Genomic DNA, 17,544 nt, shown 5'->3' with positions numbered 1-17,544 from the left:
GGAGGACCGCGGATGGAGCGATCCCGACGACGGCGAAGGATGTGGGCCTGGGCGCTGCTGCTCGCGGCCTGCGCGGGCACGCCTGAGCGCACGTCGACAGGGCGCTACGAGTTCGACTCGGCATCCAACAGTTGTCGACAGCGGCCGGAGCTGTGCGCGCGCATCGCTGGAGAGGAAGCTGTCGTCCCTCCTGTCCGGCCGATTCAGGCCATGGTCTCCGCCACCCGGACCGCCGCCGCCGCGATTCGCGTGCTCGACTCCGCCACCCAGGCGCTCATCGAGGAGCGCCTCAAGGAGTGCGCGGACCAGGCTCGCTCCTCCGTGCTTCTCGAACACCGGGGCGGACGGGCCCCCACGCGCAGCGAGTGCAATGAGTCGCGCATCGACGAAGCATCCAACCGCCGCATGACCCTGGCCATGCAGCTCGGGTGCCTCATGCATCGCGTGGCACTCGATTGTAGTGAAGCGGCGCTGGAGAAAATTATCCCAGGAGGCTTCAGCCGCGAGCAGCGCTACCGTTACGACAGATCACGCAGGGCTCTCGCGATGGTCAGCGAGGAAGAAGCTCGCGGTCTCCTCAAATCGGGCTGCGGCAATGAGCTGAAGGGAACACTGGTTCCCGATCTCGTCATCCACAACGGAGATCCACTCAGCGCCCATGCCATCTACGACTTCAAGTTTCCCTGCATCGCAACGAACGTGACACCGTGGAGCGAGTACCCCGTAGGCCACGAATACGAAGAATTGACTCAGAAGGCGATTTATGAGGAAGCCTTGGGTGCCCCTGCCGCACGAGTCCTTCCTCGCTGGGGAATTCTGCCATGAGTGATCATTACCCGCGGATTCGCCTCACATATGGCGAGCTCCTTCTGGTGCGCGAAGGGTTGAGCCTCGTTTTCTTCATGGACCACCCTCATCAGGAGATTGCTCAAGCGGTCGTCGCGGCAATGGAGGCGTATCTGCAGGCGGTCGGCCCCAACGCCATCGGGAGATATGCCAGCGAGGATGGCGAATGGATTGACCTGACAGAACAGGAGTGGTCATTCGTCCGCGCGAAGCTGCTCGAACGAAAAGCGCCGCTGCTCCTGCTGCACGATTCTGAAGACGGACGCTATCAATACCGGTTCGAGTACTTCGGCAAACCGCACGACGCCACGCTAGGCCCTGAAAAACGCCACCCTGTCTGCGCGATGCGCTGCTGGCTTCCGACCGAATACCTGGAGCAGCACGGTCCCGCCGAAGTGCGAGAACTGGCGCTCAAGCTCGCGAACCTCCTGCCGTTCTGCTCGGGGCATGTGGGCCTCGCCTTCAATGGTGAACTCGATGTCGCCGGGATGGTGGCCGAGGTCCGCAAGGGGTGCTTTCGCTACCCAGGGCTCGACCTGCTTCCCCTAGAGCACGTCTCCTGGGAGCTCGGCACCCGCGTGCGAGGACCTTCCTGGCTCACCTTCCTCGGCCAGCCGGCACTCGCGGGCCTTGGTGGCGTGTCGGCACTCCGTGAGCAACTCCGCGCGCCAGGCACCACCGTCGACGCCCTTCCCGGAGACAGCGCCATCATCACCCTGGGCTCCTGGCCCGAGGCCGGTGACACCCTGCACGACAACACCCTGCCCGCATACCGCGAGCTGGCCCGCGTCCTGGAGCCCTGGCTCTTTCACGAGAAACATCCCTACAGCCTCGGACTCCCCGCGGACGAGTTGCTTCGATGGGAGCGTCGCTTCCTCGATTGAGGCACGCCGAACTCACGTGTCGAAACGAAAGGTCGTCTCCTGGCTGGAGGCTCGCGTCTCGAACCGCTGACAGAATGCGTTGAGTTCTTCGTAGGAGGCCGTCGGCAAGACCTCCCGAAACTCCAGGTGCTTCACGAGGCAGAAGAGCGTGACCTCCAGAAAGCTCAGGTCCCGATCCGGTGGAAGCGCGGCAAGCACCGGCGCCGTGTTCTCCTCCAGCCACGACATCATGCTGACCAGCCCCGTTCGCATCTTCGACTGATGGGCACTCTCTCCCGTGCCCCCCAGCTTGGACATGATCAGCGTCACTTCCGTCGACATGGCCTGAAGTACGAGCTCCTGCGCATTCGCAAGCACCGGCGCCTCCAGGTCCTCGGGCCAGACCACGCGAGGCGTGAGGCTCGACATCCGACGAAGCTCCCGGCAGACGTTGAGCGCCCCGAACCAGACTCCTCGGGACGTCTGCATGACCGGAATCCGCAGTGCGGGGTTGCCCCCGTAGTCCTCCGGATTCGAGGACAGGAGGTCTCGCAGGACACGGAAGGAGTAGTCGACACGCAGCTCCGCGGCGAACATCCGCGCGATGCGTGTGAAGTGAGAACTCGAGCGGCCGATAATGACAGGCGTGGTGACGTCTTCGCGCGCGACAGTCATCCGTGTTCCTCCGAGCCAACGAGCAACCAACTGCCAGCGACAACTCCACACCCAGGCCGAGGGGAGCACCCACCCCGATGAAAGCCGGTCAGGTCGACGACTTCTCGCACCCCGGTGCCAACCCGAGGGCAGCCCGCACTTCGGCGGTGGTGCGCCCCGCCCAGTAGCGCCGGTGGTTCTCCGCCGTCGCGAAGCTGCGCGTCTCCATCCGGTCCACGTAGAGCGTGCCATCCAGATGGTCCAGCTCGTGCTGGAGGATGCGCGCGTACCACCCCGTCGCCCGAATCGTCACCGGCCTGCCCTGCTCGTCCAGCGCATCCACCCGCACGCCTCGCGCCCGAGCCACGAGCGCCGCGAAGCCCGCGACACTCAGGCAGCCCTCATGAAACTCGGCGGGCGTCGCATCTTCCACCGTCAACTTTGGATTGATGAGCACGTGGAATGGCACCGGCGTCCGCTCCCGGTCCGACAGGTCCGAGGGCGACACACCGGCCTGGTACTCGGCCCGGTCCTCGACAACCACCAGCCTCAGGCCCACACCGACCTGCGGCGCAGCGAGTCCTACTCCTGGCGCATCTCGCATCGTGTCGCGCATCAACACGATGAGCCGCTGAATCTCGGGACTGCCAATCTCCTCCGGCGTCAGGTCTCGCGCCTTCTGCCGAAGCACGGGTTCTCCTGCTTGGACGATCTTGAGCACCATGACGCAAGCGTAGCAGGGCCCCTCACGACGACCTCAATCGAAAGCGCGACCTGTCGGCCATCAACCCGCCACGATTCCCGCACACCTGAACAGCCACGCGTCACGACAGGAAGCGTTCTGCATCACACGACTCCAGTCCGCGGGAACGCGTGGGCACGCAATCCCGAAGCCTCTCTTCCGTAGGGCTCGCGACCCGGGAATTGAAGCCGGGTAGACTTTCGAGGACAGAGGGCCGGCTCTGGAAGCCCCCACGGCGGCAACCCGTGGAACTTGCCAGGGAATGTGGGAGTCGCGATGCAGCGGTTTCGGCGCTTCGGGTGGGCCGCCCTGGTCTCACTCGTCATCCACGCGGCCCTGCTCGCCCTGCTTTGGGACGAGACGCCGCCTGTGCGTCCCTCACCGGCTCCCTCGCGCCCGCCTCCCGTGTTCGTGGAGGTCATCACCGCACCGCGAGCCGAGCCTCCCGCACCCGCGAACCAACCCCCATCGACGACGCCACAGCGGCCCTCCCTTCCCCCCATCAAGCCTTCGCCCGCCGAGCCCCCTCCTCCTGCTCGCGAGAACGCTGAAGCCTCAGCCCAGCCCCCGGAAGCGGCCTCCAACAGCGTCGCCTCGCGGCCCGGAACACCGCCCGATGCCGTGACCGAGGGGCAAGAACAGGCGCCCGAGACCGTATCTCCAGACGAGCTGTCCCACCCGACCGCTGCACGTGGCTCCCCGACGACAGCCCCATCCGAGGGTCCCCTCGATACGCGACCCGAGGCACTCCCTCTCGCGACGGGCCCCACGGAGGCCAGTGCCGCTCCGCACAACACCCCGCCTCCTGTCGCCGCGCGCGACGAGCCCGACTTTCGGCACGCGGATACCCCCATGGGATTGCTCGCCGGAGAGACCGCTCCTCGCGGGCCACGTCGTCCGGCGGACCACCTCTTTCCCCTGCCCTCCCTTCTCACGCCCGGAGGCGACTCTAGGCCCTCGGGCATCCCCATTCAGAGCGGGCGCACCCTTCGCCCCGGAGACGCAGGCCCATCGCGCGAAGCCCTCGCCGCCGAGGAACGCGGGCGTGTCAGTGGCCGAGTACAAGGCGTCATCGACGACCAACAGGCCACCCTGCGCGTGGCGAACGGGTTGATCGACCCGTACTTCAGTCGACTGCGCAAGGCGCTCGAGAAGGGCCTCGAGGACGCTCCGGTGTTCCCGGGCACGAGCCTGCTCCATCAGGCCAAGACCTCCTGGGCCTCGCAATCGAAGAACTACGGAGCCACGGGCAACCCGGGCGGCCCCACCCCCAACGCCCCTACCGGGTCAGAGCAACTCCAGGCCCTCCAGAACCGATTGGGCGACTCCTCCGGCGACTATTCGATGGAGGGCCTGCGCGGTCGCGTCCAGGCGGGCGACGAGATGCAGAAGCTCGCGGGCGGTGGAGGGGCGAAGCTCATCGTCACCCTTGAGTTGCATCAGGACTCGGATGGCACCTTGCGTGACGCGAAGCTCGTGACGCTGAGCGGCAATCCGGCCTACGACGCCTTCGTGCTGAATGGCGTGCCCTTCTCGCTCGCGAAGCTCGGTGCTCCTCCCGATGGGGCGCGAGGCGTGAAGGCCACTGGCATCCACACGCTCTGGTCCGTCGAGGGGCGCGTCGTCTACTTCCGCAAGCTCAAGGAGCTCAAGGGACAGGACAGCCTCTACGTCGCCTCAGCCGTGGCCGCGGGCCTCCTGGCGGGCCGCTTCGAGGAGACCACGGGCGAAATCGAGGTCATCGACTTCCGCAACCCGCGCTTCGTCTGTCAGCCCAGGCTCCTGCGAGTCTACTGACCCAGCGGCCCCCCATTGGCTCGACTCGGGCGGGGGGACTAGGCTGTGCGGCCATGGCTCGCCGCAAGAAGGCCGATGAGATAGCCGATCGCGTCCGCAACCTGCTTGCAATGGACGCAGCCGGCATCATGCGCCGACTGGAAGCTCGACGTGACGAGATGTTCGCCCTCTTCTCGCGCCTGCGCAGTCGAGAGCCGCTGCTCGACACCATCGCCTCGCGCTACGCCGACGGCGCGTTCGAACAGCTCATCCACCTTCCTGAGCAAGAACAGGCCGTCATCGACCGGTACTACAGCAACCTGGACGAGCTGCGCTGGTACTTCACGTACACCGAGGACATGCCCGGCACCGCGCAGGTGAACTTCATCAAGCTGCACAAGCGGCTGGAGGAGGCGTACCGGGTGCTGGTCGTGACGCTCGGCCCCCCTGCCTCCGCGGATGGCGCCCGAGTCGTCGACGTCGAGGTCCTCAGCCGCGAGGACAAAGAGAGCGTCCCCGAGAAGACCCTGGTCCGGCGCGCGCTCCCCAGGCAGCGCCGCGCATCACCGGGCTGACGTGCTGGCGGGCACGGCCCTCAGGCCACGTGGGCCTGGAGCACTTCCTCGGCGTCAACGGGCGCTTCCGAGCGCTCACGAGGCGCGAGCTTCCGCATGGAGGCCTTGCCCACCACCACGTCGACCATCTTCCGCACGCGCGTCCAGACACTCTCCTGCACGTAGGGGATGCCGTACTTCTCGCAGAGGGCGCGGACCTTCGGCTGCGCCTCGCGGTACTTGAGCATCGGCAGGTCGGGCCAGATGTGGTGCTCAATCTGGTAGTTGAGCCACAGGTGCGCGAAGTCGTTCAGGTCTCCGCCCGTCCGGTAGTTCGCGCTGCCGATGACCTGCTGGACGTAGCGCTCGCCCTTGTTCGCGGGCTTGTCGTCGAAGCGGTACAGGTCCTCGCCAGTGTGGTTGGGACCGACCACCAGGAAGGTGTGGACGCTGGTGAGCACGTCCGCCATCAACGAGTTGCAGAACGCGCTGAACGCGGCCCACGGGCCGATGACGAGGAACAGCGCGGGGAAGAGTACGAACTGGACGGCGGCATACGGCAGGTAGCACTGGAGCAGGAGTTCCTTCCACTCGGCTCCCGTGAGGGCCCCACCGTCACGGCGGCCCTTGCGGCGCAGGGCGCTCAGCGTCTCGGGCGCGTAGTACGAGGCGCGCCAGGTGAGCGCCAGCAGCGTGAGCTGGATGTAGCGCAGCGCCAGGGGCCGGGACGGGTTGCGCAGCGTGCCTTCGGCGTTGCGCTCCAGGAGGTCCGGGTCCGCGTCTTCGCCCGTATGCGAGTGGTGCAGGACGTTGTGCTCGAAAACCCAGGCCTCGGGCAGCATCCAGTCGAGCCAGTCGAGGTAGCGCCGGCCGCCCTTGGCGAAGCCCTTGCCGGTGCGTGACGCGGGCAGGCCCGGGACGCGGTCATAGCCCCGGTGTCCCACGTGGTGCATGAGGAGCCAGCGCGTGGAGCGGCCCAGGCTGAGCGCGGCGGCGCTGAACGGATTGGGGGCCAGCCAGCAGGTGGCGATGCCCAGCAGCGTGCCCACACGGCCCCAGCGCTCGATTTTACGAAGATGCTTCGCGTCCGCTTCCCCCAGGTTCGCGTCGAGCTCCTGCCGCAACGCCTTCAACTCTCGGTGGAAACCCTCCACGTCCACGGACGCGGGATTGAAGGCGGGGGGCAAGGACGACGACATGCGGCGGGCTCCTCGGACGAGGCGTCAGACGGGGGGACGGAGCAACGCGTCAACGGTAGCCGCCAGAGGGGGCCCCGGGAAGCGTTTCCGACCACCCTGCCCGAGCCTGCACCTACCGTGTGGGGCCTGACCCTATGGCAGGAAGACAGAAGCTCTCCCGCCTCACCGCAATCCACCGCTGTGGAGGGTCAAACCGCAATGAGGTGTCAATGCCGACCTTGACGCCAGACACAATGATGCCAGGTGTTTGGGAATCGGGAGCGCGCTGCGTTAGCGTCAGCCTCCCGTGGCGACCCGCCACGCGGACTCTGGGGGAATGACATGGGCCTTGGTGAGGATTTGCGACTGCTGTCGGAGCAGGTCCGGAAGCGTCAGGCGTTCATCAAGGGCGAAGAGGCCACGAAACAAGCCCTCATCCTCCCTTTCATCCAGGCACTCGGCTACGACATCTACGACCCGACGGAGACGCAGCCCGAATACGTCGCGGACTTCGCCAAGAAGCGCGGCGGCGTCATGGAGAAGGTCGACTACGCACTGCACCTGAAAGGGCAGCCGGCCCTGTTCATCGAGTGCAAGGCCACGGACGCCGCTCCGGAAGACCATGATGGCCAACTCGCCCGCTACTTCAATGCCACGCCTTCCGTGCGCATCGGGGTGGTGACGAATGGCATTCGCTACCGGTTCTTCACCGACCTTCAGTCTCCCAATGTGATGGATGCGGTGCCCTTCCTGGAGTTCAACGTCCTCGCGTTCACCGACCGGGACGTGGAGCTGCTCCGTCCTTTCACCAAGGAGTTCTTCGACGCGACATCCATCCAGGGCCACGCAGAGGAAATCATCTTCGTGGGCAAGGTGACGGCACTCATCAACGAGCTGCTCCGAAACCCTTCGGAGAGCTTCGTCCGGTTCCTACTGGCCGAGGTCGAGCTGGTCTCGGGGCGCGTCACGCGCAGCGTCGTCGAGCGGTTCGTTCCCATCGTCAAGAAGTCCATCCAGACGACCCTGCTGGACATGATGACGAAGTCCATCCAGCAGGAGATCGCCCAGAACTCGCCTCCCCCGCCGACCGTCACGGCGATTCCGGCGGAAGCCCTCCAGCGCGCCGCGGAGGCCAGCGAAGCACCCGGCGTCGCCCAGGTCGAGACGACCGAGGTGGAACTGGAGATCTTCCGGATCGTCCAGCGCATGTGTTCCGAATCCGCGCTCAGGCAATCCATCAGCTACAAGGATTCGACGACCTACTTCGGCATCAACCTGGGCAAGGTGACGTCCTGGTTCCTGCGTGCCTTCACCAACGGGAAGAAGAAGTCCCTGGTGACGAGACTCCCGCTGGAGCAGGCCGCGATGCTGTCCCCTGGCTTCGAGGTCGAGTCGGCGCCGGATGGCATCGGCAAGAGCCGCGTCTACTTCAATGCGGCCACAGACATCGAGAAGCTCCGCTCCTTGGTCCTGGTCGCCTATGAAGAAGAGGCACGGCGCCAGAGCAGCTCCCCCGTCGACGGAGGTGGCTCCACCTCCGAATCCGCTTCCGGAGCCTGAAGCGTCGGAGCAGCGCACCGCACATGTCAGCAGAATCCACTGAACGACTGGAATCGCTTGATGCACTCGTCTACGCGTTGAGCATGGGGCGCAAGAAGATCGCGCTTCTCGTGGGATCTGCCCTGTCCATGGCAGACAAGCCCGGGGCCCCTGGAGTCCCCGGCACCACCGAGATGCTCAAGCTCGCCCAACGGGCAGTCGGCACCGAACTCCAGGCGAAGTTCGAGGCCGCCATCGCCCAGGATGACGGCACCCAGAAGTACCAGCACGCCATGCGATTCCTGCTGAAGTGGCATGATCAGCAGACCGTCAACCAGGTCGTCCGCGAGGCCGTGCTTCAATCGCGGCTCGACCCAGCCGCCAGCGGCGTACGGCCCGATCAGGAGCTTGATCGGGACACGCCCGGATGGGCCCCTCCAGCGGCAACGCGGGATCTCGGCAGGCTGGTCGTCGCACATCGCGACCGCTTCGGGCCCATCCTGACCACGAACTTCGACCCACTGCTCACCATCGCCATTCGCCAGGCCGGCGGCCGAGTCTCCCAGACCATCCTTCATGCGGACGGGCGCCTGGATGCGGTCAGAACCGAAAGCGATGACCACGCTATCGTGCACCTGCACGGATACTGGAACGGCGCGGATACGCTCCACACCAAGGCTCAGTTGACCCAGGAGCGAAACCACCTCAAAGCCTCCATCCACACGCTCCTTCGCGAGTACACGCTCCTCGTCGTCGGGTACGGAGGATGGGACGACATCATCACTCGCGCCCTCGCGGAGTGTGGTTACGACACCCTCGCGAATGTCGACATCGTCTGGGCTTTCTACGAGTCAAAACCGGAAGAGATACAACATCGATACAAGCGGCTCTTCTCAAGCATCAGCTCGCTCTATGGCCGCGGGTGGTTTCGCGAGTACGGAGGCATCAACTGCCACGTGCTTTTCAAGGCCCTACATGACGCCATGGACCGTCGCGTGGGCGCCTCGACTCGGCCCGCCCTCCCCATCGTCGCTTCAGCACCACCTGCCCCGTCCAGCCCGACGATAGGCGACCGGGGAGCCGTTCTGCCCGCGCCTCCCCATGCGCCCTCCGTGCCCAGTCCCGCGCCTGAAGTTACGGTGAAGCGTCCCCGCAAGGCGCGCTCGGTCAAGGCAGCCAAAGAAGCGACGCCTCCTCCTGAGTCCCGGCCACACACAGCCCGGCTCCTGGCGAGTCTGGCACTGGTCGGGGTGGTGGGAACCCTGGGCCATGAGTGGGTGACGCGTGCCCCTGAACGAAGCCCTCAAGGAGACCGGCCTGGGACCGGGCTCGACCCTGTCGTCCGGCAACCCGCCAGGGTCGCACCTCCGCCACGTACCGAGAGCCCCATCACTCTCGCCCCAGTCCCCTTCGGTCCGCCCGCTACCCTGGAGGCATTGCGAACGCAGAATCGAGTCAGGCTCCTGGTGCGAAGTCCCCAGGGAATCCAAACGTCGGAGATGCCCGACAGAAGCTACGCATTCGTGTCCCTGGACCAAGCCTATCTGCTGCGCTCGGCCAGAATCCTCGAGAAGTCCTCGGCGGAAGCGTTCGAGATTCATCACCTCCAGGGCGACGCGTTCTGCCTGGTGGGCTACGTGCAACCGACCACTGCCAAGGCGCTGGACATGGGCCGTCCGGTCAATGTCGTCATGTCGCCCAGGGCCACTGCGGACAGAAATCAGGTCGTCAGCATCCCCTTCAAGCGAATCGTCACCATCGGATCCAGGACAGACGATGGACGAAGGGTCCTGCTCCTCAATCTCGAGGAGAGCGGCCGTCAGGCGATTTGGGGGCCCTGACGTCCCACCAAGTCTCAAACTTTCAACGAAGCTCTTCCTCTTCAAATCCATCCATGTACAGAACCCTGGTCGTCGTCGTCCTGGCAACGCTACTCATCGGAGCAGACGAAGGCGGTTGCGGAGACTCCTCCGACCCCGTGCCACTTCCCCTGGTGGAATGCACACCCGACTCATGCACGGGATGCTGCCAGGGCACCACCTGCATCGCGGGCACCGCCACGAGCGCATGCGGAAACAGTGGTGTCTTCTGCTCGGCATGCCTCGGCCTGACCACCTGCAATGTCGAGCGCCGTGAGTGTGAGGTGGACTCCGCCGCTCTCATCGCCATCCAACCCACCCAGGCAGTCCTCTCTCCCCGAGACCCGACTGACGACAGCGACTGGGACCTGGACGGCTCCGTCCCCGACGTTGTCGTCGAGCTTCGCTGTCCGAATCCTGGCGGCGAACCGCTGGTCACTCGCACACCCGAGATCTCCAGCCTGACTCCTCAGTGGACCACGGGCGGCTGCAGCGTGTCGGCGGAGCTGCTGCTCACCCACCCCATTGAAATCAAGGTCTTCGACATCGACACCCTGTTCGACGACGAGGTCGCGACGCTCAGCCATACCCTGACGCGCGAAGAGCTCAAGGTAGGAACGATCTCCGTGTCCATGTCTCCTGCCATCAACTCGCTGACACTGACCTTCACACGGGCGCGTTGAGCCGAACTCCACGGCCCTCAGCGCCGCATACCCCACGATTGTCTTTCAGCCAGCCAAACTCCGCTAGACGGACTCTGCCTTTAAAACCCGCTTGGGAGAGCCGATGCGCGGAGGCATCCACGCAAACGGCCCCGCTCCCACGGGGGAACGGGGCCGTTCGGAACATCCCGAAGCGCGTCCTACCGCCGAGTCTTTCCCGGCACCGTGCTGGTGATGCCCAGGTACTCTTGCAGCGGCTTCACATCCAGGTCCGTGCGCTTGAGCGCCTCCAACGCGCCCACCGCCATGCGCGCCGCCTGCACCGTCGTGTAATACGGCACCGAGTGCATCAATGCCTCACGGCGGATGGAGAAGCTGTCGGAGATCTCCTGCTTGCCGAAGGTCGTGTTGATGACCAACACAATCTCCCCGTCGACAATCTTGTCGACGATGTTCGGCCGGCCCTCCTTCACCTTCTGCACCACCTGCGCGTCGATTCCCTTCGTCGCCAGGTACTTGTGCGTCCCCGCCGTCACGATGAGCGAGAAGCCCATGGACCGCAGCCGCCGCGCCAGGTCCACCACCGCCGGCTTGTCGTCATCCTTGACCGAGATGAACACCTTGCCGCTCTTGGGCAGCTTCACCCCCGCCGCCAACTGGCTCTTGGCGAAGGCCGTCGCGTAGTCCTGCGCCAGCCCCATCACCTCGCCCGTGGACTTCATCTCGGGCCCGAGAATCACGTCCACGCCCGCGAAGCGCGCGAAGGGGAACACGCTCTCCTTCACCGCCACGTGCCGCATCTCCGGCTCCTGCGTCGCGTTGAGCTCCTTCAGCGTCTTGCCCACCATGCACAGCGCGGCGATCTTCGCCATCGCTACACCCGTGGCCTTCGAGATGAACGGCACCGTGCGGCTCGCACGCGGGTTCACTTCCAGGATGTAGATGGTCTTTCCCTGGATGGCGAACTGCACGTTCATCAGGCCCACCACGCCCAACTCCCGCGCGAGCGCGATGGCCTGGTCCTTCATCCGCTCCACCAGGTCCGGCGGCAGCGAGTGCGGCGGCAGCGTCGCCGCCGCGTCACCCGAGTGCACACCCGCCTCCTGGATGTGCTCCAGCACTCCGCCAATCATCACCGCACCCGTCCGGTCCGCGACCAGGTCCAGGTCCACCTCAATCGCGTCCTTCAGGAAGCGATCAATCAGCACCGGATGCTCGGGAGACGCACTCACCGCCTCGCGCATGTACCGCTCCAGGCTGGACGCGTCGTACACCGTCTCCATCGCGCGCCCACCCAGCACGTACGAGGGACGCACCATCACCGGGTAGCCGATGCGCTCGGCCACCTTGAACGCCTCCGCGTGGCTGCGCGCCACCCCGTTCTCCGGCTGCGTCAGCCCCAGCTTCTCGATGAGCGTGCTGAAGCGCTCGCGGTCCTCCGCCCGGTCGATGGCGTCCGGCGACGTGCCGAGAATCGGCAGGCCCGCCTTCTCCAGCGGCACGGAGATGCGCAGCGGCGTCTGGCCGCCGAACTGGACGATGGCGCCCACCGGCTTCTCGCGCTGCGAGACCTCCAGCACGTCTTCAATCGTCAGCGGCTCGAAGTAGAGCCGGTCCGACGTGTCGTAGTCCGTGGACACCGTCTCCGGGTTGCAGTTGACCATCACCGTCTCGTACCCGGCCTCGCGCAGCGCGAAGGCCGCGTGCACGCACGCGTAGTCGAACTCGATGCCCTGACCGATGCGGATGGGCCCGCTGCCCAGGATGAGCACCTTCTGGCGGTCCGTCGGCGGCGCCTCGTCCTCTTCCTCGTAGGTCGAGTACAGGTACGGCGTGAAGGCCTCGAACTCCGCGGCGCACGTGTCCACCCGCTTGAACACGGGACGGATGTTGCGCGCGTGCCGGTGCGCCCGCACCTCCTCCTCCGGGTAGCCGAGCAGCTTGCCCAGGTACTTGTCGGAGAAGCCGTGCGCCTTCGCCTGCCGGAGCACCTCGTCCGGGAGCTGATCCAACCGGCCGTACTCCTGGATGGACTGGCCCTCGCGAACCAGCATCTCGATGTAGCGCAGGAACCACGGGTCGATGTTGGACAGCGCGTTCACGTCCTCCACCGTCAGGCCCTCACGGAACGCCTGGGCCACGAACCAGGGCCGCTCCGGGCGCGGAATCCGCAGCGCCTCGCGCAGCACCTTCTCGCGCTCCTCCTTCTCCACGGGCAGCTCGGGCGGCTCCAGCCCCACCCGCCCCAACTCCATGGAGCGCAGCGCCTTCATGTACGCCTCGGGGAAGGTCCGGCCAATGGCCATCACCTCGCCCACCGAGCGCATGCTCGTGGTCAGCGTCCGGTCCGCGTGCGGGAACTTCTCGAAGTTGAAGCGCGGAATCTTCACCACCACGTAGTCCAGCGTCGGCTCGAACGAGGCCGGCGTGTCACGGGTGATGTCGTTACGCAGCTCGTCCAGCGTGTAGCCCAGCGCCAGCTTCGCGGCGATCTTCGCGATGGGATACCCCGTCGCCTTCGACGCCAGCGCGCTGGAGCGAGACACGCGCGGGTTCATCTCGATGACCACCATGCGGCCATCTTTCGGATGGATGCCGAACTGGATGTTCGAGCCACCCGTCTCGACGCCAATCTCCCGGATGATGGCCAGCGACGCCTGCCGCATCCGCTGGTACTCGCGGTCCGTCAGCGTCTGCGCGGGCGCCACGGTGATGGAGTCACCCGTGTGCACTCCCATCGGGTCCAGGTTCTCAATCGAGCAGACGATGATGACGTTGTCCGCCGTGTCGCGGACCACCTCCAGCTCGTACTCCTTCCAGCCGAGCACGCTCTCCTCCACGAGGATGGTGGAGTTGGGGCTCGCCTTCAGGCCCGAGCGGCAGATGCTCTCGAACTCCTCGCGGTTGTACGCGATGCCACCGCCGGTGCCGCCGAGCGTGAACGAGGGGCGGATGATGGCCGGGAAGCCAATCTCCTCCACCAGCGCCATCGCCTCCGTCAGCGTCGTCGCGTAGCCGCTCTTCGGCAGCGCCACGCCGATCTTCTGCATGGCCGCCTTGAAGAGCTTCCGGTCCTCCGCCTTGTTGATGGCCTCCAGCGAGGCACCAATCAGGCGCACCCCGTACTTCTCCAGGATGCCCTGCTCGGCCAGGGCCTTGGCCAGGTTGAGCGCCGTCTGACCTCCCATCGTCGGCAGCAGCGAGTCCGGCCGCTCGGCGGCGAGGATGCGCTCCGCCACTTCCACGGTGATGGGCTCGATGTAGGTGCGAAAGGCGAATTCTGGGTCGGTCATCACCGTGGCGGGGTTGCTGTTGAGCAGCACCACCTCCACGCCTTCATCCCGGAGAGCCTTGATGGCTTGAGTACCGGAGTAGTCGAACTCGACGGCCTGGCCGATGACAATCGGGCCCGAGCCAATCACCAGAACCTTGCGGATATCGGTACGCTTAGGCATCGGGGCGCCCCAATACCAACGTCTGACTCCGCATGCACGGATGTTATGTGGCACGTGACGTCCGTCCGCCCGGACGCCCGGTTTCCACAGCCGACTCCCAGACGCCCGGTGCCCAGGCTCTGCTACGCTCCGCCCGTCCTCGGAGGTCGCATGCGTCGCTGGTCCCTGGCCCTCATCCTCTCCCTCTCCGCGCCCGCGCTCGCCCAGGCGCCGGAGACTCCCGAGCCCGCCGCCGCGCCGCCCGCCCAGGAGCCCGCCCCCCAGGCGCCCGCCTCCTCGGCCCCCGTGAAGGCCGAGTCCCCTCCCGCCCCGACCCCCAAGCCCGTCGAGGCCGCGCCCACCCCGGCCCAGCCCGCCGCCGAGACGACGCCTCCCCCCGCGCCCAAGCCCGCCGTGGAGAAGGCTCCTACCCCCAAGCCCGCCGCGGAGACGACGCCTCCCGCGCCCAGGCCCACCGCGGAGAAGGCCCCCGCGCCTCCTCCCGCGCCCAAGCCCGCGACAGCGGCCACGCCGCCACCCGCCCAGCCCATGGCGCCGCCCACGACGGCCGCCATGCCACCACAAGCCCAGCCCAAGGCCGACCTCGCGCTGCCCCCGCCCGTTCCGGATGAGGGACCGGTGTCGGCGACAGAAGTGAAGATGCGCGACATCCAGACGAGCGCGCGCTTCCTCTTCCAGTGCCTGCTGACGGGCGACGTGCGCAGCACCGCCAACGAGCTGTTCTACCCGTTCCAGCTCGAGGAGAAGCGCTTCGGCACACCCGAGGAGCTGGTGGCCGCATGGGTGAAGCAGCTGCGCCTCAAGCGCACAGACCTGGTCACCCTCTTCGACGTGGAGGTGATGACGCTGGAGGCGATGGAGAAGAAGTATGGCAAGGCCCCCGCCCGGCTCGGGCTGGACCTGCGCAACATGAAGGACATCTGGGTCGCCGTGGGCAACCTCTCCGGCCGCGCCGGCGTCTTCGTCTACAAGCCGTACGGCGACGAGCACCGCGCCTTCGCCTACACGGATTGAGCCTCACCCCGGCGACACCCTCTGGGGGACGCCGGGGCGCCAAGCCGGGGTTTCAGCGCAGCGCCTGGACCAGCTCGCCCAGCCGCGTAAGCCCCTTGCCGAGCACCTCGCGCGAGGTGGCGAAGCTCATGCGGATGTACCCCTCCGCGCCGAACGGGTCTCCCGGCACGGCGGCCACGCGGAAGTCGTCGAGGAGGATCTCCGACAGCTGCAGGGAGCCCGTCACGGCCTTGCCCTTGTAGGGCCGTCCGTAGAGGCCCCGGACGTCCGCGAGCGCGTAGAAGGCGCCCTCCGGCATCCGGCACCGCACCCCGTCCAGCGCGTTGAGGCCGCCCACGAAGAAGTCCCGGCGCGCGCGGTACTCCGTCACCATCATCGCGATGGTGTCCGGAGGCCCCTGCAGCGCGGCCAGCGCGGCCTTCTGGCCAATGGACGAAGCGTTGGAGGTGGACTGGTCCTGCACCAGCTGCATCGCGGACAGCACCGGCCGGGGCCCCGCCGCGTAGCCCATGCGCCAGCCCGTCATGGAGTACGCCTTGCTCATCCCGTTGACGACCACCAGCCGGGGCACCAGGTCCGGCGCCACGTCGCTGATGCCCAGCCGCTCGCCCGTGTAGAGGAGCTTCTCGTAGATGTCGTCCGTGACGATGAGGCAGTCATGGCCGCGCACGGCGTCGGCGATGCCCTCCAGCGCGGCGCGCGAGTACACCGCGCCCGTGGGGTTGCCCGGGCTGTTGATGATGACGGCGCGCGTGCGCGGCGTGAGCGCGCGGCGGATGGCGTCCGGGTCCGGCGCGAAGCCGTCCTCCTCGCGCGTGGCGACGATGATGGGCGTGGCACCCGCCAGCCGCACCATGTCCGGATAGCTGACCCAGTACGGCGAGAAGATGAGGACCTCGTCGCCCTCGTCCAGCACCGCCTGGCAGAAGTTGTAGAGCGCCTGCTTGCCACCGGACGTGACGAGCACCTGCTCCGGCGTGAAGCGCAGCCCGTTGTCGCGCTCCAGCTTGCGGCAGATGGCCTCGCGCAGCTCGGGGATTCCCGCCGTGGCCGTGTACTTCGTGAAGCCGGCCTTCAGCGCGTCGATGGCCGCCTGCTTGATGTAGTCCGGGGTGTCGAAGTCCGGCTCGCCGGCCGCCAGGGCCACCACGTCCACGCCTTGGGCCGCGAGCGCCTTGGCGCGGGAGTTGAGAGCGAGCGTTGGAGACGGCTTGATGGCCTGGAGCCGACGGGCGAGTTTCATGCGCGAATGCGTAGCGCGGCGGCGCCGGCCCGACAAGTGCCGCGAAGGGGGCTACGTCTTCCGCGCGAACTTCGCCTTCAGGGCCTCGTGCACGTTGGGCGGAACCAGCCCCGTGACGTCACCGTTGAAAGAGGCGACTTCCCGCACGAGCTGGGAGGAGATGTAGAAGTAGTCCTCCCCGGTCATCATGAAGACAGTCTCCACCGTGGGCGCCAGCTTGCGATTCATGTTGGCGAGCTGGAACTCGTATTCGAAGTCCGACACCGCCCGGAGCCCCCGGACGATGACGCTCACCCCCCGGCGCTTGACGTAGTCCACCAGGAGACCGTGGAATGCGTCGACCTCCACCCTCGGGTCCTTCACGGCGTCGCGAATCAAGTCGCGTCGCTCGTCCTCGGTGAAGAGCGGGGTCTTCTTCGGGTTCACCGCGATGGCGACAATGACCTTGTCGAACATCTTCAGGCTGCGCTGAATGAGGCTCAGGTGCCCGTTGGTGAGCGGATCGAACGAACCTGGGTAGATGGCGACCGGCATGTGACAGGGAGTCTCGAACGGCCCCGGATGCCGGTCAAGCAATGGTCAGGGCGCCCGGTAGAAGCTCACCAGGGTGTCCCCGAACCGACGCTGGTCCTCCAGGGTCAACCCCGCATGGGCATCCGGGGCATTCTCCCGCTTGTCGTGCTCCACCACGAGCATTCCGCCCGGCGAAAGCAGCGCCGCCCCCGTCACCCCGTCCAGCACCGTCTCGACGACGCGCGCGGCATAGGGCGGGTCCGCGAAGATGAGCTCGAAGCGCTCGTTGCGCCGCTGCAGGAACGCGAGCGCCCGGACCACCGGCTGGGCGAGCAGCTCCACCTGGCTCGTGAAGCCCAGGCCGTCCGTGTTCTGCCGACAGAGGGCCTGGGCCTCCCGGTCCTGGTCCACCAGCACCACGTTCCCCGCGCCCCGGGACAGGGCCTCCAGGCCCAGCGCGCCGGTACCCGCGTACAGGTCCAGGACTTTCTGCCCGTCCAGGAACTGGCCCAGCACGTTGAAGATGGTCTCCCGGACACGGTCCGCCGTGGGGCGGATGTGAAGCGATGTGGACTTGGGGCCGGCAATGGCCCGGCCCTTCGCGGAGCCTGAGACGATTCGCATGGCGGCCCTTCTACACCGCGCG

General features: G+C 66.6%; 15 protein-coding genes. 8 read left to right on the top strand and 7 right to left on the bottom strand.

The window, feature by feature from the left end; all coding sequences use genetic code 11:
* Positions 1–210 precede the first annotated feature (210 nt).
* Positions 211–825 carry a hypothetical protein gene (locus tag HUA75_RS41390; protein ID WP_174489565.1) on the top strand — a complete coding sequence of 205 codons (615 nt, stop codon included), beginning with the start codon at positions 211–213 and terminating at the stop codon, positions 823–825.
* Positions 822–1,730: a DUF3396 domain-containing protein gene (locus tag HUA75_RS41385; protein ID WP_141641252.1), complete on the top strand. Its 909-nt coding sequence runs from the start codon at positions 822–824 to the stop codon at positions 1,728–1,730. The genes HUA75_RS41390 and HUA75_RS41385 overlap by 4 nt, the downstream gene beginning before the upstream one ends.
* A 12-nt stretch (positions 1,731–1,742) precedes the next feature.
* On the opposite strand, the gene HUA75_RS41380 is transcribed toward HUA75_RS41385, so the two are convergent.
* Complete coding sequence (locus HUA75_RS41380) at positions 1,743–2,384, bottom strand: glutathione S-transferase N-terminal domain-containing protein (RefSeq protein ID WP_174489564.1); 642 nt, start codon at positions 2,382–2,384, stop codon at positions 1,743–1,745.
* 88 nt (positions 2,385–2,472) lie between these two features.
* Positions 2,473–3,087 carry a peptide deformylase gene (def, locus tag HUA75_RS41375; RefSeq protein WP_174489563.1) on the bottom strand — a complete coding sequence of 205 codons (615 nt, stop codon included), beginning with the start codon at positions 3,085–3,087 and terminating at the stop codon, positions 2,473–2,475.
* Positions 3,088–4,203: 1,116 nt separating this feature from the next.
* Between def and HUA75_RS41370 the strand changes: the two genes are divergently transcribed.
* Positions 4,204–4,902, top strand: coding sequence for a hypothetical protein (locus HUA75_RS41370; protein WP_371746315.1), 699 nt, complete (start codon positions 4,204–4,206; stop codon positions 4,900–4,902).
* Between the two features lie 128 nt (positions 4,903–5,030).
* On the top strand, positions 5,031–5,456 hold the full coding sequence (locus tag HUA75_RS41365; protein ID WP_371746314.1) for a hypothetical protein: 426 nt from the start codon (positions 5,031–5,033) through the stop codon (positions 5,454–5,456).
* Between the two features lie 20 nt (positions 5,457–5,476).
* On the opposite strand, the gene HUA75_RS41360 is transcribed toward HUA75_RS41365, so the two are convergent.
* Positions 5,477–6,634 (bottom strand): fatty acid desaturase, encoded by a 1,158-nt coding sequence (locus HUA75_RS41360; protein ID WP_174489562.1) that lies wholly within the window; start codon positions 6,632–6,634, stop codon positions 5,477–5,479.
* A 321-nt stretch (positions 6,635–6,955) separates the two neighbouring features.
* On the opposite strand from HUA75_RS41360, the gene HUA75_RS41355 reads away from it, so the two are divergent.
* From HUA75_RS41355 to HUA75_RS41345, 3 genes are all read left to right on the top strand, one after another.
* On the top strand, positions 6,956–8,173 hold the full coding sequence (locus tag HUA75_RS41355; protein ID WP_174489561.1) for a type I restriction endonuclease: 1,218 nt from the start codon (positions 6,956–6,958) through the stop codon (positions 8,171–8,173).
* 23 nt (positions 8,174–8,196) lie between these two features.
* Positions 8,197–9,993 carry an SIR2 family protein gene (locus tag HUA75_RS41350; RefSeq protein ID WP_174489560.1) on the top strand — a complete coding sequence of 599 codons (1,797 nt, stop codon included), beginning with the start codon at positions 8,197–8,199 and terminating at the stop codon, positions 9,991–9,993.
* A gap of 302 nt (positions 9,994–10,295) precedes the next feature.
* The gene (locus HUA75_RS41345) at positions 10,296–10,694 is read left to right on the top strand and encodes a hypothetical protein (protein WP_174459174.1); all 399 of its coding nucleotides are present in this window, start codon (positions 10,296–10,298) and stop codon (positions 10,692–10,694) included.
* A gap of 179 nt (positions 10,695–10,873) precedes the next feature.
* Here HUA75_RS41345 and carB read toward each other — a convergent pair whose 3' ends face one another.
* A complete protein-coding gene (carB, locus tag HUA75_RS41340) occupies positions 10,874–14,128 on the bottom strand; it encodes a carbamoyl-phosphate synthase large subunit (protein ID WP_141641247.1) in 3,255 nt (1,084 codons plus the stop codon).
* A gap of 150 nt (positions 14,129–14,278) precedes the next feature.
* On the opposite strand from carB, the gene HUA75_RS41335 reads away from it, so the two are divergent.
* Positions 14,279–15,142 carry a hypothetical protein gene (locus HUA75_RS41335; protein ID WP_174489559.1) on the top strand — a complete coding sequence of 288 codons (864 nt, stop codon included), beginning with the start codon at positions 14,279–14,281 and terminating at the stop codon, positions 15,140–15,142.
* 52 nt (positions 15,143–15,194) lie between these two features.
* Here HUA75_RS41335 and HUA75_RS41330 read toward each other — a convergent pair whose 3' ends face one another.
* From HUA75_RS41330 to rsmD, 3 genes are read right to left on the bottom strand one after another with little or no spacing between them, the layout of a single operon-like run.
* Positions 15,195–16,385, bottom strand: coding sequence for a pyridoxal phosphate-dependent aminotransferase (locus HUA75_RS41330; protein WP_141646022.1), 1,191 nt, complete (start codon positions 16,383–16,385; stop codon positions 15,195–15,197).
* A gap of 51 nt (positions 16,386–16,436) precedes the next feature.
* A complete protein-coding gene (gene coaD / locus HUA75_RS41325) occupies positions 16,437–16,919 on the bottom strand; it encodes a pantetheine-phosphate adenylyltransferase (protein ID WP_141646023.1) in 483 nt (160 codons plus the stop codon).
* 45 nt (positions 16,920–16,964) lie between these two features.
* A complete protein-coding gene (gene rsmD, locus HUA75_RS41320; protein ID WP_141646024.1) occupies positions 16,965–17,522 on the bottom strand; it encodes a 16S rRNA (guanine(966)-N(2))-methyltransferase RsmD in 558 nt (185 codons plus the stop codon).
* Positions 17,523–17,544 lie beyond the last annotated feature (22 nt).

It is taken from the genome of Myxococcus sp. CA040A, assembly GCF_013336725.1.
GTDB classification, from domain to species: Bacteria; Myxococcota; Myxococcia; order Myxococcales; family Myxococcaceae; genus Myxococcus; species Myxococcus llanfairpwllgwyngyllgogerychwyrndrobwllllantysiliogogogochensis.
This window is presented reverse-complemented; position numbering and strand designations above follow the sequence as displayed.